This is a genomic window from Borreliella burgdorferi B31, assembly GCF_000008685.2.
Taxonomy (GTDB): Bacteria; Spirochaetota; Spirochaetia; order Borreliales; family Borreliaceae; genus Borreliella; species Borreliella burgdorferi.
In genome coordinates, this window is sequence record NC_001318.1 from 215426 (window position 1) to 242291 (window position 26866).

General features: G+C 28.3%; 26 protein-coding genes and 1 tRNA gene. 10 read left to right on the forward strand and 17 right to left on the reverse strand.

Annotated features, from left to right (window positions below):
* The first annotated feature begins 1 nt into the window (after position 1).
* The 3 genes from mutL (at position 2) to BB_RS01050 (ending at position 2988) form a co-directional block, all read left to right on the forward strand.
* Entirely contained in the window at positions 2 to 1834 is a 1833-nt protein-coding gene (gene mutL, locus BB_RS01040; protein ID WP_002656028.1) for a DNA mismatch repair endonuclease MutL, read from the forward strand.
* Between the two features lie 18 nt (positions 1835 to 1852).
* On the forward strand, positions 1853 to 2887 hold the full coding sequence (locus BB_RS01045) for a coiled-coil domain-containing protein (RefSeq protein ID WP_010889706.1): 1035 nt from the start codon (positions 1853 to 1855) through the stop codon (positions 2885 to 2887).
* Between the two features lie 27 nt (positions 2888 to 2914).
* Positions 2915 to 2988, forward strand: a tRNA-Ile gene (locus BB_RS01050).
* 11 nt (positions 2989 to 2999) lie between these two features.
* Here BB_RS01050 and BB_RS01055 read toward each other — a convergent pair.
* Positions 3000 to 3653, reverse strand: a complete 654-nt coding sequence (locus tag BB_RS01055; protein ID WP_002660925.1) for a lipoprotein — start codon at positions 3651 to 3653, stop codon at positions 3000 to 3002.
* Positions 3631 to 4209, reverse strand: coding sequence for an elongation factor P (gene efp, locus BB_RS01060; RefSeq protein ID WP_002656805.1), 579 nt, complete (start codon positions 4207 to 4209; stop codon positions 3631 to 3633). Before efp ends, BB_RS01055 begins: the two co-directional genes overlap by 23 nt.
* Positions 4210 to 4374: 165 nt before the next feature.
* Here efp and BB_RS01065 point away from each other — a divergent pair, with 165 nt between their 5' ends.
* The 4 genes from BB_RS01065 to pstB all read left to right on the forward strand — a co-directional run bounded on the left by BB_RS01065 (position 4375) and on the right by pstB (position 8536).
* Complete coding sequence (locus BB_RS01065; RefSeq protein ID WP_002556814.1) at positions 4375 to 5214, forward strand: extracellular solute-binding protein; 840 nt, start codon at positions 4375 to 4377, stop codon at positions 5212 to 5214.
* An 89-nt stretch (positions 5215 to 5303) separates the two neighbouring features.
* The gene (gene pstC, locus BB_RS01070; protein ID WP_002556815.1) at positions 5304 to 6212 is read left to right on the forward strand and encodes a phosphate ABC transporter permease subunit PstC; all 909 of its coding nucleotides are present in this window, start codon (positions 5304 to 5306) and stop codon (positions 6210 to 6212) included.
* Between the two features lie 104 nt (positions 6213 to 6316).
* Positions 6317 to 7753 (forward strand): phosphate ABC transporter permease PstA, encoded by a 1437-nt coding sequence (gene pstA / locus BB_RS01075; protein ID WP_010889707.1) that lies wholly within the window; start codon positions 6317 to 6319, stop codon positions 7751 to 7753.
* A complete protein-coding gene (pstB, locus tag BB_RS01080) occupies positions 7754 to 8536 on the forward strand; it encodes a phosphate ABC transporter ATP-binding protein PstB (protein ID WP_002657006.1) in 783 nt (260 codons plus the stop codon).
* Positions 8537 to 8538: 2 nt separating this feature from the next.
* Here pstB and BB_RS01085 read toward each other — a convergent pair whose 3' ends face one another.
* The 6 genes from BB_RS01085 to BB_RS01110 are packed head-to-tail and all read right to left on the reverse strand — an operon-like array spanning position 8539 to position 13723.
* Positions 8539 to 9360, reverse strand: a complete 822-nt coding sequence (locus tag BB_RS01085) for a ZIP family metal transporter (RefSeq protein WP_002556818.1) — start codon at positions 9358 to 9360, stop codon at positions 8539 to 8541.
* A gap of 40 nt (positions 9361 to 9400) precedes the next feature.
* A complete protein-coding gene (locus tag BB_RS01090; RefSeq protein ID WP_010889708.1) occupies positions 9401 to 11185 on the reverse strand; it encodes an alanine--tRNA ligase in 1785 nt (594 codons plus the stop codon).
* Complete coding sequence (locus BB_RS01095; protein WP_002656919.1) at positions 11185 to 12402, reverse strand: flagellar motor switch protein FliG; 1218 nt, start codon at positions 12400 to 12402, stop codon at positions 11185 to 11187. The genes BB_RS01090 and BB_RS01095 overlap by 1 nt, the downstream gene beginning before the upstream one ends.
* Positions 12389 to 13096, reverse strand: a complete 708-nt coding sequence (locus BB_RS01100) for a 6-phosphogluconolactonase (RefSeq protein WP_002661712.1) — start codon at positions 13094 to 13096, stop codon at positions 12389 to 12391. Before BB_RS01100 ends, BB_RS01095 begins: the two co-directional genes overlap by 14 nt.
* Before the next feature lie 20 nt (positions 13097 to 13116).
* Positions 13117 to 13470, reverse strand: a complete 354-nt coding sequence (locus tag BB_RS01105; protein WP_002556822.1) for an SIMPL domain-containing protein — start codon at positions 13468 to 13470, stop codon at positions 13117 to 13119.
* Entirely contained in the window at positions 13439 to 13723 is a 285-nt protein-coding gene (locus BB_RS01110; protein ID WP_002657652.1) for an SIMPL domain-containing protein, read from the reverse strand. The genes BB_RS01105 and BB_RS01110 overlap by 32 nt, the downstream gene beginning before the upstream one ends.
* Before the next feature lie 68 nt (positions 13724 to 13791).
* Here BB_RS01110 and dusA point away from each other — a divergent pair, with 68 nt between their 5' ends.
* Positions 13792 to 14799 carry a tRNA dihydrouridine(20/20a) synthase DusA gene (dusA, locus tag BB_RS01115; RefSeq protein WP_002657653.1) on the forward strand — a complete coding sequence of 336 codons (1008 nt, stop codon included), beginning with the start codon at positions 13792 to 13794 and terminating at the stop codon, positions 14797 to 14799.
* Here the strand turns inward: dusA and serS are convergent.
* Entirely contained in the window at positions 14789 to 16066 is a 1278-nt protein-coding gene (gene serS, locus BB_RS01120) for a serine--tRNA ligase (RefSeq protein WP_002657654.1), read from the reverse strand. The two genes, dusA and serS, sit on opposite strands and share 11 nt — an antisense overlap.
* A gap of 129 nt (positions 16067 to 16195) precedes the next feature.
* On the opposite strand from serS, the gene BB_RS01125 reads away from it, so the two are divergent.
* A complete protein-coding gene (locus BB_RS01125; RefSeq protein ID WP_010889709.1) occupies positions 16196 to 16897 on the forward strand; it encodes a hypothetical protein in 702 nt (233 codons plus the stop codon).
* A gap of 15 nt (positions 16898 to 16912) precedes the next feature.
* Positions 16913 to 19828: an insulinase family protein gene (locus BB_RS01130; protein ID WP_002665373.1), complete on the forward strand. Its 2916-nt coding sequence runs from the start codon at positions 16913 to 16915 to the stop codon at positions 19826 to 19828.
* A 35-nt stretch (positions 19829 to 19863) separates the two neighbouring features.
* Here BB_RS01130 and BB_RS01135 read toward each other — a convergent pair whose 3' ends face one another.
* The 8 genes from BB_RS01135 to BB_RS01170 form a co-directional block, all read right to left on the reverse strand.
* Positions 19864 to 20109: a type B 50S ribosomal protein L31 gene (locus BB_RS01135; RefSeq protein ID WP_010889710.1), complete on the reverse strand. Its 246-nt coding sequence runs from the start codon at positions 20107 to 20109 to the stop codon at positions 19864 to 19866.
* Between the two features lie 60 nt (positions 20110 to 20169).
* Complete coding sequence (gene rho / locus BB_RS01140; protein WP_010889711.1) at positions 20170 to 21717, reverse strand: transcription termination factor Rho; 1548 nt, start codon at positions 21715 to 21717, stop codon at positions 20170 to 20172.
* A gap of 79 nt (positions 21718 to 21796) precedes the next feature.
* Positions 21797 to 22204, reverse strand: a complete 408-nt coding sequence (locus tag BB_RS01145) for a bactofilin family protein (RefSeq protein WP_002656070.1) — start codon at positions 22202 to 22204, stop codon at positions 21797 to 21799.
* A complete protein-coding gene (locus BB_RS01150; RefSeq protein WP_002655986.1) occupies positions 22205 to 22531 on the reverse strand; it encodes an HU family DNA-binding protein in 327 nt (108 codons plus the stop codon). It lies immediately after the preceding gene.
* Positions 22532 to 22543: 12 nt separating this feature from the next.
* On the reverse strand, positions 22544 to 22801 hold the full coding sequence (gene rpsT, locus BB_RS01155; protein WP_002556832.1) for a 30S ribosomal protein S20: 258 nt from the start codon (positions 22799 to 22801) through the stop codon (positions 22544 to 22546).
* 74 nt (positions 22802 to 22875) lie between these two features.
* The gene (locus BB_RS01160; protein WP_002662521.1) at positions 22876 to 23703 is read right to left on the reverse strand and encodes a membrane protein; all 828 of its coding nucleotides are present in this window, start codon (positions 23701 to 23703) and stop codon (positions 22876 to 22878) included.
* 15 nt (positions 23704 to 23718) lie between these two features.
* On the reverse strand, positions 23719 to 24825 hold the full coding sequence (gene ychF, locus BB_RS01165) for a redox-regulated ATPase YchF (protein ID WP_002664905.1): 1107 nt from the start codon (positions 24823 to 24825) through the stop codon (positions 23719 to 23721).
* A 32-nt stretch (positions 24826 to 24857) separates the two neighbouring features.
* Complete coding sequence (locus BB_RS01170; protein WP_010889712.1) at positions 24858 to 26864, reverse strand: hypothetical protein; 2007 nt, start codon at positions 26862 to 26864, stop codon at positions 24858 to 24860.
* Positions 26865 to 26866: the final 2 nt, after the last annotated feature.

Below are 26866 nucleotides of genomic sequence, written 5' to 3' on the forward strand. Positions count from 1 at the left end.
AATGAACAAAATAAGATTCTTAGATAAATACTTGGTTCAAAAAATAGCAGCAGGAGAATCAATAGACAGGCCATGTTCAATATTAAGGGAACTACTAGACAATTCAATAGATTCTGGAGCTACTAAAATTGAGGTTTTTCTTGAAGAAGGGGGAATTCAAAAAATCTTAATAATAGATAATGGAAGCGGAATAAGTAAAGAAGATTTAAAAATCTGCTATCTACCACACACTACTTCAAAAATATCATCGGAAGAAGATTTAAGAAAAATAGAAACTCTAGGCTTTAGGGGAGAGGCTCTCTCTAGTATTGCAATTTGCTCCAACATTTCAATAACAAGCTCAACAACTAGCAATGAAAGCTATCAAATAGAAGTAGAAAATGGAATTGAAAAATGCTTTAAAAAACAACCCGCCATAAACGGAACAATAGTAGATGTCACAAAAATATTTCACAACTTCCCAGCAAGGAAAAGATTCTTAAAGCAAGAACCCATTGAAACAAAAATGTGTCTAAAAGTTTTAGAAGAAAAAATAATAACCCACCCCGAAATCAATTTCGAAATTAATTTAAATCAAAAGCTAAGAAAAATTTACTTTAAAGAATCGTTAATTGACAGGGTTCAAAATGTATATGGAAATGTAATAGAAAATAATAAATTTAGGGTCTTAAAAAAAGAACATGACAATATAAAAATAGAAATATTTTTAGCACCAGATAACTTTTCTAAAAAAAGTAAAAGACATATTAAAACATTTGTCAACAGAAGACCTATCGATCAAAAAGATCTCTTAGAAGCAATAACTAATGGACACAGCAGAATACTTTCTCCTGGCAACTTCCCAATATGTTATTTATTTTTAGAAATAAACCCTGAATATATTGACTTTAATGTACACCCTCAAAAAAAAGAAGTAAGATTTTACAATCTTCCATTTTTATTTAAACTAATATCTGACAATATTAATAATTTTTTTGATAAAAATATAAATAACTACCAAGACATAATAATAAAAAGACAATTAACAGAAGATGATCATTTAATAGAAATGACAAACCAACCAGAAAACTTTAATAAAATCAACACATATGATATACCACAAAACAATAATTTAGAAACAGAAGATGTAAACGAGCCAAACAAAAACACAACACAAAGCAATATTGACCTTAGAAGGTATAATTCAATTATACAAAATAGACCAACACTCAGGGAAAACATTGGAAACATTTTCTCTGACAATTTTTTAGAATTTGAAGAACCTCCAAATAAAAATGAAAAAGAAGAAATAAAATTTAACTATATTGGACAAATATTCTCTGAATTTTTAATCGTTGAAAAAATAAATGAAATTTACTTCATAGACCAACACGCAGTTCACGAAAAAATAATATATGAAAAACTTAGAAATTCAAAAAAAAATGTTCAAAAACTTCTAGTACCAATTGAATTCACAGTAGTTGATAAAAACATAGAAGAAATTATAGATAGTGAGATTGAAGAATACAAACAAATGGACATTATAATCTCTAAAATAGGCCCTAAAAAATATCAACTTGAATCTATTCCTAATATTTGTAGTCAATATGAAAATACTCTTATTAACTTTTTTCAATCAAGAAGAAGTAGGACAATAAATTCTCTTGAATCTGACTTATACGCAACTATTGCCTGTAGAAAGGCTGTCAAAAGAAATGACATGCTAAGCGCTGAATTTAGTAAATTTTTAATAAATGAATTTTTTAAACTAGAAATCAAACATTGTCCTCATGGACGAAAAATTTATTACAAAATATCTAAATTTGAACTTGAAAAAAAAGTTGACAGAGCATAAAATAAAACCAGAGTTCCCATGATGAAAAAAATCAAATCAGAAATCAACTTGTTAAAGATAGAAAAAGACAAAAATTTAATTGAGCTTGGAAAAATATTAAAAAATAATAATATAGTAGAATTAAAAAATTTAAACCACTATCCCAATTTAAAATTAGTAGAAAAAGAATTGTATCAAATGAAAAGCAATTTAAGCAAATCAGAAGAAAATGAAAACATATTAAAAAATTTAAACAAAAAAATTTATATTCTTAAAAAAGAATATAAATCTACTAGTAAATCATATAAAAAAAACCTTAAAGAAATTGCTAAAACAATAATCGAAATTTATCCTCAAAATCTAGAATTAATATCAAAATACAATATGAATTTTTCTAAATTGAAACTTGAAAAATATAAAAAAATAGAATTAGCAAGTGATCATAAAACAAAAAATTATTTACAAAGAATAATGCTTGAAGTTAGCTCAACAATAAACAATATCATTAATATGATAAATGTATATAAAATATCAAAAGAATTTGAAAAGCAGGTATTCACAAAATATTACCCTTCTGAAAACTTTGAAAGCATAATGAATGAATTTTCATTAAATAAAAAGTTAAACAATGTAATTGTTAAAGAATTTAAAATAATAAATGAAATCAAAACAAATATAAAAAACATAAAAGAAGAAATAAAAGAAATAATATCTACAAGCAAAAAAGAAAAAATATACAAAAAGAATACAATAAAAAACGAAATCAATGTTATTACAAAAAACAAAGAAAACATTTTAAAAAAAATTGCTGAAGAATTTATTGAAATCACAAAAAAAGATAAAATGACAGCCAAAACCAATGCAATCAGCTCAATAATTCAAAAAATAGAAAAAATAAACCAAAAAATATTAAACTTAAATAATGATTTAATAAAAATAACAAAACAAGAAGAAATAAAAAACATTCAACAAAAGATACAAGCTCTAACAAAAGAAAAAAATAAAATTAATAACAAATTAGACGCATTAACTTCTAAAATAGAAGTTATTCAAAATGAACTTGACAATGAATAAAAAATAAATATAATAAATTAAAGCTAAGGGCCCATAGCTCAGTTGGTTAGAGCACCCGACTCATAATCGGTAGGTCCCAGGTTCAAGTCCTGGTGGGCCCATTTTGATCTTTTCAGCCAACTTTAAAAAAAAGATTTGAATTTTTTTCGACATAATAAAAACTTATGTAATTATCAAATGCTTTATCAATCTCTAGAATATCTATTGAATCAATTCTAACAACTGAAGAGACCGGATGTAGTTTGTCTTTATAAGTTTTAACAAAAAATACTTTGGAATTGCTTAACTTGTTTAACATTTCCATATCTTTAGACTTATATACATAATTGTGAACATCATCTAAATCATATTTTGACATACCCAAAGAAATAACAAGCTCTCTATTGTATACTCTCATGCCCTTATCAAAAAGACGAACACATGAGGTAAAATCTTCAAAAGTTTTATCAAAAAAATTAAACCTCAAATCCTTACAATATAGAATATCCTTTCCAAGGCTAGAATCAATAAAAAAAGAGCTATAATTATTATTAATCACTTGAATAAACTCATTAGTGTTCTTATTCTCTATTGATAATTTAAAAACATCTTTTGAATTTATAACTTTAATTGCAAAATCAAAACTCATAGAGTAATCTAAGCGATTTTCAGTAAAATAATAATTTATCTTATAATCAAGCTCTTTTATCTCCGGATAATTTATGTCGCAAGAACAAGCAAAACAACAAAAAAACAATATTAATTTAATTTTTAATCCGCTCTGCATACTCTTTAGTTTCAGAATTAATTAAAACCTTATCTCCAACGTTAATAAAAAGTGGAGCTTTTACTACAAGCCCTGTATTAAGAGTAATATTTTTCATTGCATTTGTTACAGTATCACCTTTAACAGCCGCCTCAACTTCTACAACTTCAAAAGCAATCTTTGGAGCCAGCTTAATATCAATAACCACATTGTCAAAAGTTACAAGAGAATAGATTTCAGACTCCTGCAAAAAAGGCACTTTATCTTGTAAATTAGCACTTTCTTTTAAGTCCAAACTAACTTGATCATAAGTTTCTAAATCCATAAAAACCAAAACGTCTTTATCTTTGTATAAATACTGAGCACTAACTTCATAAATTTCAATAGCTTCTGCGGTATCTGCCCCTTTTAAAGTTTCTCTAATGACAAATTTGTTTTTTAAGTTCTTAAGCTTTAACCTTACTATCGCCCCTCCCCTACCTGTTTTTGAGAATTCTCTTTCAAGAACAATATGGGGAGCCCCTTTGATAAGTAAAAAAGAACCTTTTTCAATCTCACTAGATTTCACTACTGCCATTTAAATACCTCGCAAAACTTAACATATAAATCTAGTAGTAATTTATACCAAAAAATTAAAATATTTGCTATTATTCCTCAATTATAACTTAATCAATAAAGTTAATTTGTAATTGACTTATTTTAAATTAATGCTATTATATACTTAAACAAAGGAGTTTGCTTGATGAAAAAAGTTATTATCTTAATTTTTATGCTATCAACAAGTTTATTATACAACTGTAAAAATCAAGACAATGAAAAAATTGTATCAATTGGAGGATCTACAACTGTAAGCCCAATACTAGACGAAATGATTTTAAGATATAATAAAATAAACAATAATACTAAAGTAACATACGATGCACAAGGAAGTAGTGTTGGCATAAACGGGCTATTTAACAAAATATATAAAATAGCAATATCATCAAGAGATTTAACAAAAGAAGAAATTGAACAAGGGGCAAAAGAAACTGTATTTGCTTATGATGCTTTAATTTTCATTACAAGCCCTGAAATAAAAATTACAAATATTACAGAAGAAAATCTAGCTAAAATACTAAATGGAGAAATTCAAAATTGGAAACAAGTGGGAGGTCCTGATGCTAAAATCAACTTTATCAATCGAGACTCTTCTTCTGGTTCTTATTCGTCTATAAAAGACCTACTTCTTAATAAAATATTCAAAACTCACGAAGAAGCTCAATTTAGACAAGACGGAATAGTGGTAAAATCTAATGGAGAGGTAATTGAAAAAACAAGCCTTACTCCCCACTCAATAGGATATATAGGTCTTGGATACGCAAAAAATTCAATAGAAAAGGGTTTGAATATTCTTTCTGTTAACAGCACATATCCTACAAAAGAAACAATAAATAGCAATAAATACACCATTAAAAGAAATTTAATAATAGTTACAAATAACAAATACGAGGATAAAAGCGTAACTCAATTTATTGATTTCATGACAAGCTCAACTGGACAAGATATTGTTGAAGAACAAGGCTTTTTAGGGATAAAAACATAATTAAATTAAAGAAAAAAAAACTTGACTTAAGATCAAGTCAAGTAATACAATTTAACATTGGCATGAGCTTTAAGGGATTCTTTTAAAAAATGCATCTGAGCTTAAAGACAAAAAGAAAAATAATTGAAATTATTTTCAAATCTTTTATTCTTATATCTGCAATAATCAGCTCCCTATCAATATTGTTTTTGGGTTTGTTTATATTAAAAACTGGAATAATGCCATTTCTTAATAACAAAATTAAAATTTTAAACTTTTTATTCAGCACAAATTGGGATCCTACTAGCAATTTACAAAAATCTTATGGTATTTTGGCATTCATTATTAATTCCTTTTTAACTACACTTTTTTCTATTTTAATTGCTTTACCAATTGGATTGGGATTTGCGATATATTTACTTGAAAAAGCAAAAGGATTTTATAGACAATTTTTACAAACAGTAATAGAGCTTTTAGCAGGAATCCCTAGTGTAGTTTACGGATTTTTTGGAAGCACATTTATTGCAGCTTTAGTAAAAAACATTTTTCAAAGAGAAGACAATTTGGGATACAATTTAATAAGCTCATCACTCATATTAAGCATAATGATAATCCCCACAATAATTAGCGTTTGTTATTCATCGCTCAAAGCCGTTCCAAAATCATATAAATTTGCATCTCTTGCATTAGCAGCAACAGACTGGCAAACAATATATAATATAATAATACCATCGGCTAGTCGAGGTATTTTAGCAGGAACAATATTGGCAATAGGAAGAGCTATTGGAGAAACCGTGGCAGTATTAATGGTCGGAGGAGGCTCTCCTCTTTTTATAAAAAACATATTTTCTCCTATTAGAACACTAACTGTAAACATTGCTATGGACATGGGATACGCCTCGGGTGTTCACAGAGAAGCTCTCTTTTCTACAGCTCTAGTATTATTGCTATTTTCAATAATTACAAATTTACTCAAAAATTTTATACTATCTTCCAATAAAGGGTTAAAGAAAAAGTGACTAAAACTCAAATCAATAAATTAATTAATAAGTTCTATTTCTTTATAATCAATTCTATTGCATATTTTTTAACAGCGGTATTAATTTTTCTAATAGCATATGTATTGTACAACTCTTTATTTTATTTCAAAAAAAAACAAACTTTATTTTTAAACAAAACTCAAAGCTTTGTGCCATTTAAAACAGAAGACGGCAAAGAAATACAAATTGCTTTTATTGTTAACAAAAATATCAACACAGACAAAATCTCAATAGAAGACATTCACAACATATATAATAATAAAATTTCACACTGGGGAAGCATTTCAGATCAGGGAATTGACATTATACCTATTGCAAGTTCAATTGACAGCATATCTAACAAAGCTATTCTAAAAACACTAATCAAAAACAATGTATTTAATAAAAGATACATAAAAATCGAACCATCTACCAAAAAAATACTTCAAACCATAAACAGCACAATAGGCTCTGTAGGCTATTTAACAAAAAAAGAATTTGAATCCCTAGATTTTAAATTATATCCCAATATTAAGGCTTTAAAAATAAAAACTATGTCTGTCCTAATAAGTAAAAAAACTTTAACAAAAAATGAAAATGAAATAATCAATACATTAGGTGTTGATGAAGTTGAAAAACTTATTAAAGGCAAAGAAAAATGGGTCAATTTAATATCAAAAGATATTAAATTAAAAATAATAAAATATCTTGATCAAGAAGAAAATATAATACAAACTATAGAAAAAACAGAAGGCGCACTAGCAATTGTGCCTTGGCATTATTTTCAAAATTTTAAAGCACCCTTTATTAAAATGCATTATATTGATAAAAGTAGTCCTTTAAATTTAAATTTCATATTATCTATTCCAAGAGATTCTGGCGCATATGGTGGAATTTCTTATTTAATATTAAATACTTTTTATGTAATACTATTAACAACCGCTATTTCAATATGCATTGGAATAGGAACTGGCATAATGCTTGCCGAATATACTTCTAGTAAAATATTTTACAAAATACTGTCTATGAGCGTTGACATTCTTTCTTCAATTCCTGCAATAATTTTTGGACTTTTTGGACTGATTTTTTTTGTGCCAATTCTTGGAATAGGAATACTCTCAGGAGCAATAACAAGCTCCCTAATGATATTACCAATGATTGTTAAAACAACCGAAGAAGCATTTAAAACAATCCCAAAATCATACAAATACGCTTCATTCGCCTTAGGGGCAAATAAAACAGAAACTATAATTAAAGTTATGGTTCCAGCAGCTATTCCCGGAATACTAACAGGAATAGTTCTTGCAATAGGAAGAGCTTTGGGAGAAACAGCTGTATTGCTTTTTACAATGGGAACAAACTTGGGACTTGCAACAAATTTAAATGAACCTTCAAGAACATTAACTGTACACTTACTAATGTTATTTCAAGAAGGACACCTGGACAAAGGATTTGGAACAGCCTCAATACTTGTTATTATGGTACTCATAATAAATTTAACATCAAAATTTTTAATAAACAAATTATATAGGATTAAATAAGTGATAAAAGAAAAAGATACACCAAAAAATGAAGTTATAATAGAAACGGAAAATCTGAATCTATTTTATACAGACTTTAAAGCTTTAAATAAAATAAACATGAAAATACTGAAAAATAGTATTACCGCCTTAATAGGCCCATCTGGCTGTGGTAAATCAACATTCTTAAGAACTCTCAACAGAATGAACGATCTTGTTGAAGGCATTAAAATAGAAGGCAATGTAATATATGAGGGAAAAAACATTTATTCAAATAATTTCGATATCCTGGAGCTTAGAAGAAAAATAGGAATGGTATTCCAAACCCCTAACCCATTTTTAATGTCTATCTATGATAATATAAGCTATGGTCCAAAAATACATGGAACAAAAGATAAAAAAAAACTAGACGAAATAGTAGAGCAATCACTAAAAAAATCTGCACTCTGGAATGAGGTCAAAGACAAACTTCATACAAACGCCTTAAGTCTCTCAGGAGGCCAGCAGCAAAGGCTCTGTATTGCAAGAACTCTCGCAATAGAGCCAAATGTAATACTGATGGACGAACCTACCTCTGCTCTCGATCCAATATCAACAGGCAAAATTGAAGAGTTAATAATAAACTTAAAAGAAAGTTACACAATAATCATTGTAACTCACAACATGCAACAAGCCGGAAGAATATCTGATAGAACCGCATTTTTCCTTAATGGATGCATTGAAGAAGAAAGTTCAACTGATGAATTATTCTTCAATCCTAAAAATACTAAAACTGAAGAATATATCAGCGGAAAATTTGGATAATTTTAACCTAGTGAAACATCGAGAAACATCATTAATGTAAAACCAATAACACCAAATATACTTGGCACTTTATTGTCAATGTCTTTTCTCTTAGCTTCAGGTATTAATTGTTCAATTGACACATAAATCATAGCTCCTGCAGAAAAAGCCAAAGCAAAAGGTAAAATTCGAGTAAAAGAATAAACCGCATAAGCACCCATAAGCCCCCCCACAATTTCTACCAATCCTGACATTTGGCCATAGTTAAAGCATTTTGCCAAAGCAACATTACCTCTTCTTAAAGGCAGAGAAATAGCTGCTCCTTCGGGAATATTTTGAATACCAATACCAAGCGTAAGAAGCATAGCCCCAACTAAAGTTTGAATATCTGGATTAGACGCCAAGGCTCCAAAAGCAACTCCAACAGCCAATCCTTCTGGAAAATTATGTAAAGTAACAGCAGTAAAGAGTAAAAAATCTTTTTTACCATGTTTAGTTAAGTCTTCATCAATAAAAGTAAGTTTATCCAGATCTGGAACAAATACATCTACAATATATATAAAAAATGCCCCAACAAGAAATCCAAAAACAGCCGGCACCCAAGTAATGTATCCAAGCTCTTCAGCTCTTTCTATAGCAGGCTGAATAAGCGAAAAAAAACTGGCCGCTATCATAATGCCAGCTGAAAAACCAAGCATAGCGTCCATTATTTTATTATCTACCTTTCTAAAGAAAAAAACTGCTGCTGCTCCAAAAGCTGTAGTAAACCAAGTGAAAGTAGAACCTAAAAGTCCCAATAATACAGGATGCAAAGTTAATAAATAATCTAAAATTGATTTTATCATAAAGCCTCCTATTAAAACAAATCAACAAATAATAAGTAATTTACTCATCAATCAAAATAGCTTTTATTCTTCTTATACCTGAAGATGAGGATTGTTCTTTTTGTATTTTAAAAGTACCAAGTTCATTGGTATTCTCTACATGAGGGCCTCCACAAACTTCAAGCGAAAATCCATCTATCTCATAAACGCTCACCAAATCGTCATATTTTTCTCCAAAAAGAGCCATAGCACCTTTTTCTCGAGCTTCACTTAATTCCATTATAATTTTTTTTACAGACAAAGAATTTTTTATCTGTAAATTAACAATCTCTTCAACTTTTTTTATCTCATCATCCGTCATCTTTTCAGAATGAACAAAATCAAACCTTAATCGCTCAGCAGTAATATTGCTTCCTTTTTGTCTAACATGATCGCCTAGTACTAATTGAAGTGCCTTATGCAGTAAATGGGTCGCTGTATGTAGTTTAGTGGTCTCATAAGTATAATCGGCAAGCCCTCCTTTAAAAACTTTGTCACCCCCTTTCTTTGAAGTTTTTTGATGCTTTTTAAAATGCTCATTAAAACCCAACTTATCAACATTAAAGCCATATTCAATAGCAAGCTCTTCTGTTACTTCGTATGGAAAACCATAAGTATCGTATAGTTTAAAAGCAATATCACCAGGAATAGTCTTGGAAGGCAAATTTCTTGTTATTTTAATAAATTCTTGCTCTCCTTGAGATAAAGTTTTAAAAAACTTTTCTTCTTCTTTGCTTAATTCCTTTTTGATAAAATCTTTTTTTTCTGTTAGCTCATTATAAAAAGATCTATAAATAGCTTCTACAGAATCAACAAGATCAGCTAAAAAATGGGATTTTATCCCAAGTTTCTTTGCATATCTGATAGATCGCCTTATTAGTCTTCTTAAAACATATCCTTGCCCCAAATTGGAGGGAAAAACAACAGAACTATCAGCAAGAATAAAGCAAGCAGCTTTAACATGATCAGAAATTATTCTAATACATCTATCATCATCTTCTTTTTGTCCATAAATTTTACCAGAAATATATTCTATTCTCTTTATTATAGGCATGAATGCATCTGTATCATAAACTGAAGATTTGCCCTGCAAAAAAGCAATTGTCCTCTCAAGTCCCATTCCCGTATCAACGCATTTTCGACCCAATTCTATGTAATTACCATTTTCATCTTTATTGTATTGCATAAAAACATTATTCCAAATTTCAAAATACTTACCACAAGAACACGTAATATTACAGTCAAGAGAACACTTAGACTTTCCAGTATCCACATATATTTCAGTATCTGGCCCACAAGGCCCTTTAGATCCAACAGGCCCCCAAAAATTATGATCCTTAGAAAGATAATGTATTCTATCTTTGGAAATACCCAAGCTTTCCCAAACTTTAGCAGTCTCTGTATCGCGCGGAATCTCTTGATCGCCTTCAAATACGCTCACATAAAGACTGTCTTTTGGAATATTTAAATAATCAGAAGATGTCAAAAATTCAAAACTACACTTTACAGAATACTCTTTGAAATAAGCTCCAAGAGACCAATTTCCAAGCATTTCAAAAAAAGTTAAATGGCTTAAATCTCCAACCTCATCAATGTCGCCTGTTCTTAGGCACTTTTGAACATTAACAAGCATATCTCCTGATGGATGCACTTCTCCAAGAAGATACGGGATAAGGGGCTGCATGCCAGCTGTATTAAAAAGAACTGTAGGATCATTTTCAGGAACTAATGATTTCCCCATTATTTCAAAATGTTTTTTTGATTTAAAAAAATCAATATATTTTTTACGCAACTTATTAAGTGTCATTAAATAAATTCCTCATTTTTTCTATATATTATTAAATCGCCTTTTAAAGTTAAATTTTTAATATAATTAACAAAAGCTGTTGTCATAGTTTTTAAATCTTTTTTACTTATTTTTCCTAAAAAAGCTTCTTCGTCTAAAATGATTTCTTTGCGCCTTTTTGAAACATTTGAAAGCATTTTATCTCTAACCTCATCAGCTTTATCCTTAATAATAATTGCAATCTCTTTGTCTGTAAACTCTCTTAAAATATTATGAAGGTCATTATCCATTATTCTCAATATTACATTGATATCAAATATTTTTTCTCGAATTTCACTGTCCACAACAGGATTTAAATCCCGCATATTAATATTATTAAGCAAATTTTTCTCTTCATTAAAATCCATATAGCTTAAAATATCAACAAGTATCTTAGATCCATCAAGTTTATCTGTCTTAAGATTCCCCTGCATCTTAAATCTATCCTTAAGCTTATTTGAAATTGCCTCTATTGTCTCCATGCTCAATTGCCTTGGTTTGACAAGATCTTTTACAAATTTTCTTCTATCTTCTTCTTCTAGCATTGAAAAAACATATTTTTTTTGATCTTTATTTAAATAATTATATAATATAACAAGCGTTTTAATATTCTCATCCTTAATTAATGCCCAAAGTTGTTCATGCTCAATTTGAGACAAATAATCAAAAGGAATAAAAATATCATTACCAGTAACTTTTTTATAAATTGATTTTGCCTTAGATTTTCCTAACGTTTTATTTAATAACTCATAAGCAAAGTTATCATCAACCTTAACATACCTTTTTTGATTTCTTAGTAACTCTTCAAATTCTTTAATAATATGCTCTTTTTCTTCTGGAGCAATATAGCTAATCTTTGAAATTTCTCTGGTAATTAAGATTATATCCGAATCATCAAGCTCAGACATAATCTTAGCAGATTTTTCAAGTCCAATAGCCAAAAAATATTTTGCAATCTTTGTGACCTTACTCTCTTTGCGAATAAACCCTGGCTTTAACTCATTAATATTGTTGGATTTAGGCTCGACAGGTGTTTTATTTTTATTTCCTTTAATAAGGCTTATCCAAGATCTAAGCATAGAGCCTTGAATCTCTGAATCGGAAAAATTTTTATTTAAACTTAAAGTATCAATTTCTTCAACGGTTTTTTTGCTTAAATTTTTAGCATTTTTATACTTGGAAAGCCTAGGATCCTGCATAACTTTCATCTCTTTTAATGTTTGTAAGAACTAGTAAATTGGGATGCTCTTTGAGAAGTCTGGCTGGACATTCATTAATAGAACTATTAGAAGCTAAAAAATTTTCTAAAGCACACTTTTTATCAACACCCATAAATAACAAAACAACAGCTTTTGAACCAAACAAAGATTTCGGCGTTAAGCTTATTCTTTTGCTTGGGAATTTGGGAGAATTGTATTCATACTGATAACCTTCTACATCTGAAAACAACAATTTTCTTGAAGGAAAAAGCGATGCTATGTGGCCATCCTCACCAACAGAAACTATAATAAAATCAAAAATATTAAACCTAGAATTAAATTCAATATTATAGTCATGAATAGCTGTGGCTTCGTCTATTTCGCTATAAACAAAAGCATGAAATTTGGAAATGCTTATTAAATTTTTATCAACCATTTTAGAAAAAAAATTTTTATTTAAAAGATTATAATTACTATTCTCATCATTTAATGGAACACACCGTTCATCAACTAAAAAAAAATGCGATCTTCTAAAAGAAAAATTTTGTTTAAGAAAAACGCTTAAAAAGTTAACTATACTTCGACCACCACAAATTCCAATACTTGTATATTTATCTTTATCTACATTCATATTAAAAAAATCAAAAAATCTATCTTTTAAATAATTCTCTTCATCAGAATATAAAAACTCCATCTAACTTCCCTTAATACATATTAATCTAAATAATAATAAATAGTTGAAGCAATCCTTAATATTTCTTTAGGATAAAGCTTTGGGTTGCCAAAGATTATATCAACTAGAAAAAATTTAAAGTATTCTTGATTTGCATTTTTAATTTTATCTAATTTGGAACCAAAATGTCTCGTAAATTCTAAAGCAGAAAGTTCTGCATTTCTTATTGAACCTGCTAGAATTTGAAAATTTGTATCATTAATTCTATTTAAATAATATCTTAAATCTCTATTACTGCTAATTGGCAAGCCTTGATTATAAAACTCAATAATATTTTTTTCTACTGTTTTCATTTTTTCAATATCAATTGTATTGGTAATTAAAGCAATATACATACATATTTAATAAAAAAGCTTTAATCTTAGATAAATTTAAATTATTTGCTTTAATGCCGTCATTAATCGAATCACTATTCAAGTCATAATGCAAATTACAACTTACAGATGCCAAAAGGATTTCTTTTTCGCTTATGCCCTTAGCCTTAATACAATTGCCATTTTTAATGACAATTCCTTTTACTCTGCAAGAAATTATAATTGAAAATGACAGAAAAAGTATTAAAAAAAATAAATCCTTTCTTCCAGGCATATAACAATTCCTCCTAAAAAAGAATAAATAATTGTTAAATCAGCTCGTTTATTCTAACATATTATATAATGTTAATGAATCGAAAAATATCAATAGCCCCAATGGTAAACATTACAGACGAGCATTTCAGATATTTAATAAGACTTTTATCAAAAAAAGTTACATTATATACCCCAATGATTTCTGCAAAGTCAATAATTATGGGTGATGTAAAAAAAATTGTAAAGCAAAACCCCTTAGAATCTCCAATTGCAATTCAAATAGCAACAAACTCCAAAAATGATGCCCTTAAAGCTATTCAAATTCTTGAAAAACACTTTAATTTTGACGAATACAATCTTAATGTTGGATGCCCATCTCTAAAAATCCAAAATGCAAATTGTGGAGCTTGTCTAATGGGCAATGCTAATCAAGTAGGTGAAATTTTAAAAACGATGAAAGAAAACACAAATAAGCCTATTTCAATTAAACATAGATTGGGTATAAGGCCTTTATCTAGTGATTACAAAAATGAAAGTTATTCTGAGGTAAAAAACTTTGTCAAAATAATCTCAGATTTTGGTATCAAAAATTTTATTGTACATGCAAGGATTGCAATATTAAAAGGATTTTCTCCTAAAAATAATAGGAATATTCCAAAATTAAGACATGAATTTGTATATAAGCTGAAAAAAGAGAATAAAAATTTGTTTATCGAGATAAATGGGGGAATCAATAACTCAGAGCAAATTAAAAAACACCTATCTTTTGTTGATTCTGTCATGATTGGGAGAAGTGCGTTTGAAAATCCATACTTTATTGCAAACGCCTCAAGAGAATTTTTAAACGAAACTGATGAAATTCTTACAAGAAAAGATATATTGATGCAAATGGTAGAATACATTAAAGAATACGAAAATTATTTGTCGATCAATATATTATTCAAGCATCTTATGGGAATAGTATTCTCCAAAGAAGGAGCTAAAAAATTTAGACAAAATTTAACAGCACCATTTCCAAAAAACTTAAAAAAGCATGAAATATTGCTAAAAGCTATAGAAACATTGCCAGAAAAAATACTAAATTCTAATTCTTAAAAGGAATATAATCAAAGCCTGTATACTTAACCAAACTTTTAGGAATTCTAACTCCTCCCTTTTGATCCTGAAAGTTTTCAAGTATAGAAATAATAACCCTTGTTGTAGCTATTGCTGTTCCATTTACCATGTGTGCAAATTTATTTTGTCCATCTTGATCTTTGTATCTAATCTTAAGCCTTCTTGACTGATAATCTGTACAATTTGAAGTTGAAGTAACCTCCCCATAACCACCTTTTCCGTCTCTTCCAGGCATCCAAGCTTCAATATCATATTTTTTATAAGCTGGAGAACCAAGATCAAAAGAACAAATATTTAAAACCCTATAAGGAATTTCAAGCTCAGTAAAAATTTGCTCTTGAATACTTAAAAATTCATCATGAATAACTCCAGATTCTTCTGCTTTGCAAAAACAAAACATCTCCACCTTGCTAAACTGATGAACTCTATAAAGACCTTTTGAAAGCTGACCATATGCTCCAGCTTCTTTTCGAAAACAATGTGAAAACCCTGCCATTCTTATTGGCAAAGTGAGATCTATTATTTTATTATAATAATAACCGCCAAGCGTAATTTCAGAAGTGCCCACAAGATATTTATCTGTATCTTCAATCTTATAAATATTGCTTTCGTTGCCACGAGGATTAAAACCTATTCCATCAACTATAAACTCTCTTGCAACATCAGGAGTAATAAAAACATCAAAACCTTTATCTCTTAATTTATTTAAAGAGAAATTAATAAGAGCAATTTCTAAAAAAACTGCTTCATTTTTAAGATAATAAAATTTACTCCCGCTAATCTCACGTGCTCTGTCAAAATCTAGAAGATCTAAATCTCTGCCAAGCTCTAAATGATCTTTTGGCTTAAAATCAAACTGTGGAACAACTCCAACCCTTTTTATTTCAAAATTATCTTCTTCACTACTGCCAATAGGCACATCAGGTGACAAAATATTGGGCACTTTCTTATTTTCAAGGTCAAAATCAACAGATACTCTTTCAAGCTCTTCTTCTAGATCAATAAGCTGTTTTTTCAAAATCTTTCCGGTTTCTATTAAAGAGATTTTTAAAACTTTATCAAGATTTTCTTGCATTTTAGAAGAATTTTCATTTCTTTTTGCATTAAGCTCACCAATTTTGGTAATTAGTTTTTTTCTCTTATCATCAAGATAAATTAACTTATCAATATCTAAAACAAGGCCTCTTGCTTTAATACTTCTCTTAACAAGATCAAGGTTATCTCTAATAAATTTCAGATCAAGCATCCTATCTCCTAAGATATGTCTTAAGTAAAATTTTTAAACAAAATTACAAATAATATTAATTCATATTAAGGTTATTATATAATATCTTATAACAGGATTAGAATAAATATTGCAGGGAGAAATCATCGCATGCTAAATCCAAGAACAATAAAAACAACTTTTATGTTAATATCTACATTAATGATTTTTAACGGATGTACAAAAAAATTAACCAAGATCAATTTTAAAGATATTAGCTTAAATAGCAACAAAATGAATTCTTTAATAATAAATTCAATAAGCTCAAAAGAAGATTCACAATTTTATGAATACAATATTAGAATACCCAAATTAATAATTGAGGGAAAAGAAAAAGGAAATCTTGAAGAATTGAATAATGAGATTAATGAATATGTGAGCCAAATTGTAGCAAGACTTGACATTGTTAGTAAAGAGCTTAAACCTGAGAATAAAAAATTCAGCTTAAAAATAAACTATGAAATTTACCATGGGCACAATATTTATACAATAATACTTATTGCAACCCAAGAAATTAATGATAGCCCCATTACAAATTACAGAAGTTATTACATTCAAGATAAAGGAAATTATATTCATAATATTGACGACATAATTAAAACAGATGAAGCATTCCCATTTTTTATAAAAAAAATTAAAGAAAAAATTCTACCTAACGAATTATTATTTGATTTACAACAAGCAGTAATTTACTTTGAAAACAAAAAAATTATTATTAAATTCCCAGAATACACATTTAAACTAGATGACACAGAGGAGCTGCCAAACATATTTGAATTTAATGAAAGTGAAATAGCACAATTTGTAAAATAAGGATTAAAGACATAAATGAAAAAGAAAAAAATTTTCAAACTAATTTCAAAAACTTATTTAGAAGAACATGATGCAGAAGGATATTATTTTAAACATGAGAGTGGTCTTGAAGTATTTCACTTAAAAAGCGATTCTTTTAAAGAAAATGCATTTTGCATAGCTTTCAAGACAATACCTTCAAACAATACTGGAGTTGCACATGTTTTAGAGCACACAATTTTTTGCGGCTCTAGCAAATATAAAATAAAAGATCCATTTCTTTACCTATTAAAAGGAAGTCTAAACACATTTTTAAATGCAATGACATTCCCAGATAAAACCATCTACCCAGCAGCATCAACAATTGAAAAAGACTATTTTAATTTATTTAATATCTATGCCGATTCTATATTTAACCCATTGCTTAAAAAAGAGTCATTTATGCAAGAAGGATACAATATAAATCCAAAAGATTTTAAAGTATCTGGAATTGTCTTTAATGAAATGAAGGGTAGCTATTCAAATAAAAATTCTCTAATAAATGAAATAGTAAGCAGTTCTCTTTTTGAAGAGGGTGCATATAAATACGATTCAGGCGGAATCCCAACAAATATTATTGATCTCACCTATGAAAGTTTTTTAGATTTTTATAAAAAATATTATACACTTGAAAACTGCAAAATATTTTTATGCGGCAACACTCAAACTGAAAAAAATCTAAATTTCATTGAAAAATACATAATAAGGCCTTATAAAAAAGAAAAAAGCAATGTCAATATTAACATAGAAAACGTTAAAAGATGGGAAAAGGGGAAAAAATTAACATATAAAATTCCTAAAGAAAACGATAATTCTCTTGGGGTATACACAATAAATTGGCTTTGCACAGAAATTAATAATATTGAAGACAGCATTGGTCTTGAGATTCTCTCAGAAATACTCTTAGACGATTCTTGTTCATTCACAATTAATATCTTAAAAAGTGGGATAGGAGAAGATATAGCCCACATTAGCGGAATCAATACAGATTTAAAAGAATCTATTTTCTCATTTGGACTCCAAAATGTCGTTGAAAACAAAGAAAAAGAATTTAAAAATCTAGTTTTCAGTGAGCTTAAAAATTTAGTAAAAAATAAAATTCCAAAAGAATTAATAAAAGGAATTCTTTTTGGCTACGAATTTGCTTTAAAAGAAGAAAAAGGGCAAAATTTTCCTATCGCTTTAATGATAAAAAGTTTCAAAGGTTGGCTAAATGGACTACATCCAATCAAAACATTACAAACAAGCTACTATATAAATGAAATTACAAATAAATTGGAAAAAGGAATTTATTACTTCGAAAATTTAATTGAAAAATATCTAATATTTAATAATCATTATACATTAATAAGCTTTATTCCATCACACGATACAGAAAAGGAAATGGAAGAAGAAATTGAAAAAAAATTGATGGCAAGGGAAATTGAAATTAAGCAAAATCCAGAAGAATTTTTACAATTTAAAAAAGACTACAATCAGTTTAAAAAATACCAAAATAAAAAAGATTCTAAAGCAGATATAGCAAAACTTCCCTTACTAAAAATAGAAGATTTGCCAAAACAAATAGAAAAAAGTTTGGATCTTAATGAAATAAAAGAGCTAAATCTACATTCTTTTAAGTTTAAGAGTAACAATATTTTCAATGTAAATTTATTTTTTAAATTAGATTTTTTAGAAAAAGAAGATTACATATACCTATCTTTATTCAAAAGAGCTCTTCAAGATTTATCTACAAAAAATTATTCTTACATAAACATTAACAATAAAATCCAAAATACTTTGGGGCAAATAAATATATCTGAAAGCTACGACGAGGATATCGATGGAAACATTTTAAATTCATTTAACATTAGCTTTAAGTCTTTTAACAATAAAGTTAAAGAATCATTTGAGCTGATAAAAGAAATTTTAATTAATATTAACTTTCATGATTATGAGAGATTAAAAGAAATAACACTAAGCTTGAAAAATGATTTTAAATCCTTATTAATCCCTAAGGGACATCTTTTAGCAATGTTAAGATCCAAATCAAAACTAAAATTAAATGAGTATTTAAAAGAATTGCAAAATGGAATAACAGGCAGAGAATTTTGGCAAAAAGCAAAAACCGATACAGAATCTTTAAAAGAAATCGCAAATAAATTAGACAATTTAAAAAATAAAATAATTTTAAAAAACAATCTATCTGCACTAATAATGGGAAATACTGACGACATTCTTAAAAACTTAGAAAATGAATTTTTCAATCTAAAAGAAAGCCTAGAAGAGAGCAATCATTACAACGGGTTGCTCAATCTTGACGCAAACAGCAAAGCATTAAGAGAAATAATAATTATCCAATCAAAAGTAGCTTTTAATGCTATATGTTTCCCCAGTTACAAAATCAACGATGAGAATTATCCAAAAGCAAATTTTCTAGAGCATGTATTAAGAAGTGGAATTTTTTGGGAAAAAATAAGGGTAATGGGGGGTGCATACGGAGCAAGCGCATCAATCGCCAATGGAATCTTCTCTTTTGCGTCCTACAGAGATCCCAATTTCACCAAAACTTACCAGGCTTTCGAAAAATCTTTAGAAGAATTAGCTAATAATAAAATGACAGATGATGAGATTTATACCTATTTGATAGGCTTAATAGGAACTAACATCTATGTAAAAACTAAAGCTACAGAAGCTTTGCAAAGCTATAGAAGAAAAATGCTAAATATTAGTGACAGCTTAAGACAAGATATTCGAAATGCCTACTTTACAATTACACCGCAAGATATTAAAGAAATATCCACAAAGATTCTAACACAAATAAGACAACACAACAGCATTGCATCTTTAGTAAATAACCAAATATACGAAGAAGAAAAAAACAACCTAGAAAAATTAATAGGAAAAGAATATAGCTTAAAAAAGATTTATTAATATTTTCTCAAAATTTTATACAAAAAAGCCAATTTTTAGGACTTTTTATACCTTTTATTAAATTTATCAATTCTTCCTGCTGCATCAACAAACTTTTGCTGACCGGTATAAAAAGGATGGGATTTGCTTGTAATCTCAACAGTAACCAATGGATATTCCTTTCCATCAATATATTTAATAGTTTCCTTTGAATTCAAAGTAGACTTGGTTAAAAACATTGCTCCATTTGATCCGTCTTTAAATACCACTAAATTATTTTTAGGATGTATATCTTTTCTCATAAAACCTTCCTCTTAATCTTCAATAAAGTTTAATTTACATTAGAAATAATGTCAATTTATTCAATTACCATTGCTCATTGTCTTCAAGAAAATTTCATTGTTTTTGCTTTTTTTCATCTTTTCTATCAGAACTTCAACTCCCTCATAATCATCAACACCTCCAAGTATTCTTCTAATAAGCAAAATCTTAGAACGCTCCTCTTCACTAAGAAGCAATTCTTCTTTTCTGGTACCTGACTTTTTAATATTAATAGCAGGAAAAAGTCTTCTGTCTGCCAAACTTCTATCAAGAATTAATTCCATATTACCGGTACTTTTAAATTCTTCAAAAATAACTTCATCCATTTTACTACCAGTATCAACCAAAGCAGTAGCTATAATAGTTAAACTTCCCCCTTCTTCTATATTTCTAGCAGACCCAAAAAACCTCTTTGGCTTATGAAGAGCATTAGAATCTACCCCACCCGATAAAATTTTACCAGAAGTTGGCATAGTTTGATTATATGCCCTTGCAAGCCTTGTAATAGAATCAAGCAAAATAACAACATCTTTTTTGTTTTCAACAAGCCTTTTAGCCTTTTCAATAACCATCTCTGCTACCTGAACATGCCTACTAGCCTGCTCATCAAAATTAGATGCAATTACTTCGCCTTTAACGCTACGAATCATATCTGTAACTTCTTCTGGCCTCTCATCAATAAGTAGTATCATTAAAATAACATCTGAATAATTAGTAGTTATTGCATTAGCTATTTTTTGAAGCAGGGTAGTCTTTCCCGCTTTTGGAGGAGAAACTATTAAAGCCCTTTGCCCCTTACCTATAGGTGAAAAAAGATTAATAAGCCTTGTAGAAATATTGCAATTTTCATATTCAAGATTCAATTTCACATTGGGATAAAGAGGAGTTAAATTATCAAAAGGTATTCTGTTTTGAGCAAACGTAGGATCTTGATCATTAATAGATTTAATTTTAACCATTGCAAAAAATCTCTCACCATCTCTAGGCGATCTAATTTGGCCATATAAAATATCACCTGTCCTTAAATTAAAAAGTCTAATCTGAGAGGGAGAAACGTAAACATCATTGCCTCCAGAAAGATAAGAATTTGATGCAGTTCTCAAAAACCCATAACCATCACTAAGCACATCAAGCACACCTGTAAATAAAACATCAATATTATTCTCACTTAATATTTTCACCAATAAAAATATTAATTCGGTTTTTTTCATTGTTACAGCAATAGTATGATTGGTCCCAAGACCTTCAACAATTTTTCTAACCTCTGTAATTGGCTTATCATAAAGTTTTTCAATCTCTACATAATCTTTACCATTAAAAAATTTGATGATATTACTTTGCTCTAAAGTTTTAATATTATTTTCTAAACCTGAAGAAGGAATATCATAATCAAAATCAGAAAATATTACCCCGTTTGAATCCTTTACGCCACTTAAATCTGCAGATTTTGTCACGCTAGATGCAGAATCCTTTTTAGCAACAACTTTAACCACTTTTTTTTTCAAATTATCTTCAATCTTAAACTCTTTAGAAACATCCAACCGCCTTATTTCACTTTCTAAATCAAATCCACCATTTTTTTTATCCATATTTTCCTCTACGAATTAAATTTTTAAGAAAGGATTTTATAAAAATCTACTTATTATTAATTAATAAAAAACACTGACCCTATTGCAAAGTATCTTTTATTTGTGAAACGGTGAAAGAAAATAAATCTACAATTTCATTAGACTTTATCATTTCACACTTACCATCAAAAATTATATTATCATTAATAAATATTTTTTTTGTTTTTACATCCCCATATATTTTACAACCGCTGTTTAAATAAACCTTACTAGCAGCATTTACATTGCCCTTCAAAATTCCTTCTACTATTAATGTATCACAAATTACCACATTGGTAATAACCTTACTATTCTTGCCAATAAAAAGCACACCCCCTTTTGAAGATATTTCACCTTCAAAAGAAGAATCAAGATACAAAGTTCCTTCAAATTTTAATTTTCCTCTAAAAGTTAAACTGGAGTCTAGCTTACAATCCCATTTATAAGAATCTACGATATTAACCGGCATTTAACCTTTGATACCCCACACTCTCTCTTTCAAATCTTTGCCTGGACGAAAATACGCAACGTGATGATCTAGGACCTTAACATACTCCCCTGTTTGAGGATTGCGAGCATTTAAGCGTCCCTTTCTTTTTCTAACTTCAAATGTACCAAAAGATCTAAACTCAATAACATTATTCGAACAAAGATTACTTTTAAGCTCTTCAAAAAAAGCATCTATTACAAGTCTTATGTATTTTTTTTCTAATTTCAGATTATTATTTTTAATATTCAAAGATATTTGATCAACAATGTCTGACTTAGTAACCTTTGGTCTTCTTGAAAAAGACATAAACTAATTTCCTTACTTTAACAGCAAAACATTTAAACGAGATTTTTTTCTAGCAGCCTTATTTTTATGAATTATTCGCTTTCTAGCAGCAGTGTCTAGTTTTTTTGCAACAAATTTAAAAAATTCAATAGCTTCGTCTTTCTTACCCGCTTTTATCATGTTGATACAGCGTTTTTCTATTGTTTTTAATTCACTTTTTACACTTACATTTCTAATCTTTCTTTTTAAATTTTGACGAGAGCGCTTCAATGCAGATGCATTTTTTCTCAAGTTATACTCCTTAATAATATTATTAAACAATAGCTTTAATATATCAACTAATTCAAATATAGTCAATCAAAGATTTAAGTTAATTTAGTACAATAGTTTTGATTAATATATTCAAAAACCTTTTGCATGGAATAAGAAATTTTTTTATTCAAAATATATACCTTTTTTGTCTGATGATTTTCTTTGTATAAAAAGCATAAATAATTTTTATTGTTAAATTCAAATTCTCTGGCAATAAAAATTTTTTCAAAAAATTCATAAAAATAAATTTCACTTTTAAAAATTTTTCTTTCACAGATTGAATCTTTCCTAAACTCATAAAATAACACTATATTGCTAATAACTGAAAAATCCCCCAACAAAACTTTAATATCAATAAAACAAATAAATAAAAAAATAAATATATTGCTTAATGAAATGTAATAAACAAATAAAGCAATCATAATACGAGCTAAAAACATAAAAAGATAAGTACAAGATAAATAATATCTTATTGGAAAATTTTCCAATTTTGGGACAAACAGATCTTTTCTCTTAATTTTAAGCTCTTTAAATAATTCACTTGAACCGTTGCCTGTCCAAAAACAAACCTTAATCTTTTTTTTATTTTTTAATTGCAAAATCAAAACATTGTCTGATAATCTTTTTTCAAACGAAATAATATCACTAAAATCAAAATTATAACTTAAAAAAATACCCTTATAATAAATCTTAGATCCCTTAAAAGAAATAGAATAAAAATATCTTAAATAAAAAAAAATTACAAAAAAATTTACCAAAAGAAGTGCTAAAACAAAGTAAAAAAAACTTGCGTCATAAAAACCCAAATAAAGCAAACAAATCACAACATTAAAAACAAACAAACTAATTAATTTTACATTATTAAAAAATAAATCACGCATAATATAAAAATAAATCTACACATTAAATTTAAAAAAGATTACATCTCCATCTCTTACAATATATTCTTTGCCTTCAATTCTAACAAGTCCTTTCTCTTTTAATTTTTGAACACTTTGAAATTTAAATAAATCCTCACAAGAATAAACTTCTGCTTTAATAAAACCTCTCTCAAAATCACTATGAATTATTCCAGCAGCTTTGGGTGCTCTCATGCCCTGCTTGAATGTCCAAGCTCTAACTTCTTGCAAACCTGCTGTAAAATAGGTTCTAAGGCCCAAAGTATAATAGGCTTTTTTAATTAAATTGCCAAGACCGCTATCATTTATTCCAAATAATTTTAACATTTCATTTTTATAAGATATATCCTTTATTTGGGCAAGTTCAGCTTCAATTTTGGCACATAAGATTAAAAAATCATTTCCTTCTTTCAAGGCAATATTTTTTACAATATCTGTATATTTATTGCCGCTAAGTGAATTTTCATCAACATTGCAAACATACAAAACTTTTTTAAAAGTCAAAAGATTTAATGATCTAATAAAGTTGTATTCAAAATCATCAAATTTAAACTCAACAGCAGGATTCATATTGCTTAAATGGTCTTCAAGTCTTTTTAACATTAAAACAATTGCCTTAGAAGATTCACTAATTTTCTTATCAGTGCTTTTGGCATTTTTTTCTTGTTTTTGAAGGCTTTTTTGAACAGTTTCAAGATCAGATAGACAAAGCTCAACATTAATTGTAGTTATATCTTTCTCAGGATTAATATCGTCATTAATATGAATAACCTCTTTTTCTTCAAAACATCTTACAACATGAACAATAAGAGAAACTTCGCGAATATTAGCCAAAAATTTATTGCCAAGCCCTTCGCCTGTTGATGCTCCTTTGACAAGACCTGCAATATCCACAAATTCCATAACAGCAGGAATAATTTTGCGTGGAATAATGCACTCTGAGATTTTTAAAAGCCTTTCATCGGGAATCTCTACTATTCCTATATTTGGCTCAATGGTACAAAAAGGATAATTCGCGATCTCAACATTAGATGATGTCAAAGATGAAAATAAAGTAGATTTACCCACATTGGGAAGTCCCACAATCCCCGCATTAAGTCTCATAGCCTAAACCTCTAATAAAATCAAAAAGAAATCTAATTAATAAAATATGCAAACTCCCCTCTTCCTGTCTGTTGATTTATATTTGCTTCAACAGATAAATTAAAATATTTATTAGGTTCTTGAGGGCCTGGATAATAATATTCCAACAAATAAGTGCCCGTTTTTTGTTCTAAAATTAAATCATAAACTTTAGATACACCTTCATAAGATGAAAAAGGAATTACAGCACCGCCTGTTTCATTAACTAAATACTGAAGCTTACTATTAATAGGATCATTACCAAATAGTATTAAGTAAAACCTTATATCATTATTTTTATAATAGCTTACTATTGTATCTAAAGAGTACTTTTCAAAAGCTTTACGATTTAAAATACCACCACTAAAATAAACTACTGCTCTTCTTGAGCTTTTTGACATAAGCCCAGAACCTGCCAACTTCAAACTAACGTCTGTTTTTACAGCATCTGTACTATAAGGACCAAGAGAACTTGTATTTCTAATGCTATTTGTTAAGCTTTCAATATTATCTATAATGGGCACACTTGTTGCATTTATAAAACTAAAGTTTTTATTTTTTGACAACTCCATTAGGGCATTTAACCCTACAATTTGATCTGTATCATATTTTTTCATATAAGAAGATTTATCAAAAACAACTGCTATATTAATGTCTTTTGAAGCATTTACATTATATGCCACCTTGGGATTGACAATGTAATAATTTTCATTTGAAATTGAAAAATTTTCACTTTTAAGCCCAACAACTGGTAATCCGCTTTTACTGCTAACATTAAGCTCAACGTAAATTTTAGGCCCTCCAAGCCTAATTATTCTTCTAACATCAACATTTAAACTATCATAAAGGCTTGCATCACTCTTGTAAACTGAAACCTTGGCATTATTAAAATCTGAGACAATCATCTGATTATTGGCATCCAAAATAGATGAAGAAATTTTAGAATTCATTTTATCTGCTTTTAAAATTTTTGTAATTGTCTTTTTAGCAATGCTATATTTATAAACACCATCTTTTGAGGATACTATAACATTATTACCTACAAAATCACTGCTAAGCCCCTCTATTCCCTCAATAGAAGTAAAAACTGAATATAAATGATTACCACTAGTATCAAAAACTTCAATGGTATTTCTCAGAGAATCTGCAACATAAATGTTTTCATTCAAATAAGTAACGCCTGTGGGACCTAAAAGGCCCTTATAGCCTGAAGTTCTAGAACCAAAATGCAAAATAAAATCACCTTCAAGTCCAAATTTACTTACTCTTTTATTTCCCCACTCACTTACATAAATATAGTTTCTCTTATCAATAGCCATATACTGAGGAGCAAGCAATTCGCCATCTTTTGTGCCTTTATTCCCAATAGATTTCCTTTTAACTCCAAGAACTTTGTCATAAACACCAATTTCATCACTTGAATAAAGAGTCACATAAAGCAGATTATTAGCTTCAATAACATCATAAGGTGATTTTAAATAACTAAAGCCATCTTTAACTAAAGCATTAACATTGTTATTAACATCAAAATACAATATTTCATTGCCTACAAAGTTAGCAGCGTAATATCCGCCGTACTTATCAGCCCTTAAAGATGTAATCTGGTACCCATGTGGCCTTTTATAAATAGAATTATCAAGAGAAGCAACTTTTACAAGTTTTTTAAAATTAAGTTCATAATTTGAAAAAATACCTCTCCTTTGCTCAATAGTAGAAATCAAATGTCTAAGATAGGGAACCTTATAGCCTTGATCTTTTAAATTTCTCCATTCCATTAAAGCTTCTTCAACATAACCCAGTCTATAATAAACATTGCCAGTCCAAAAATGATAATCAAGATTATTAGGATCAAAGCTTAAAATTTTTTTAAAAGATAAAAGAGCATCATCGTAAATTCCATTATTATAAGAATTAAGAGCCCATTTAAACTCTTCTTGAGCATCTTTATTAGTAACTATTCCTTGGGCATGCAAACTAAAAATATTTAAAAAAAACAAACCAATAAAACCAAAAATTAACATAA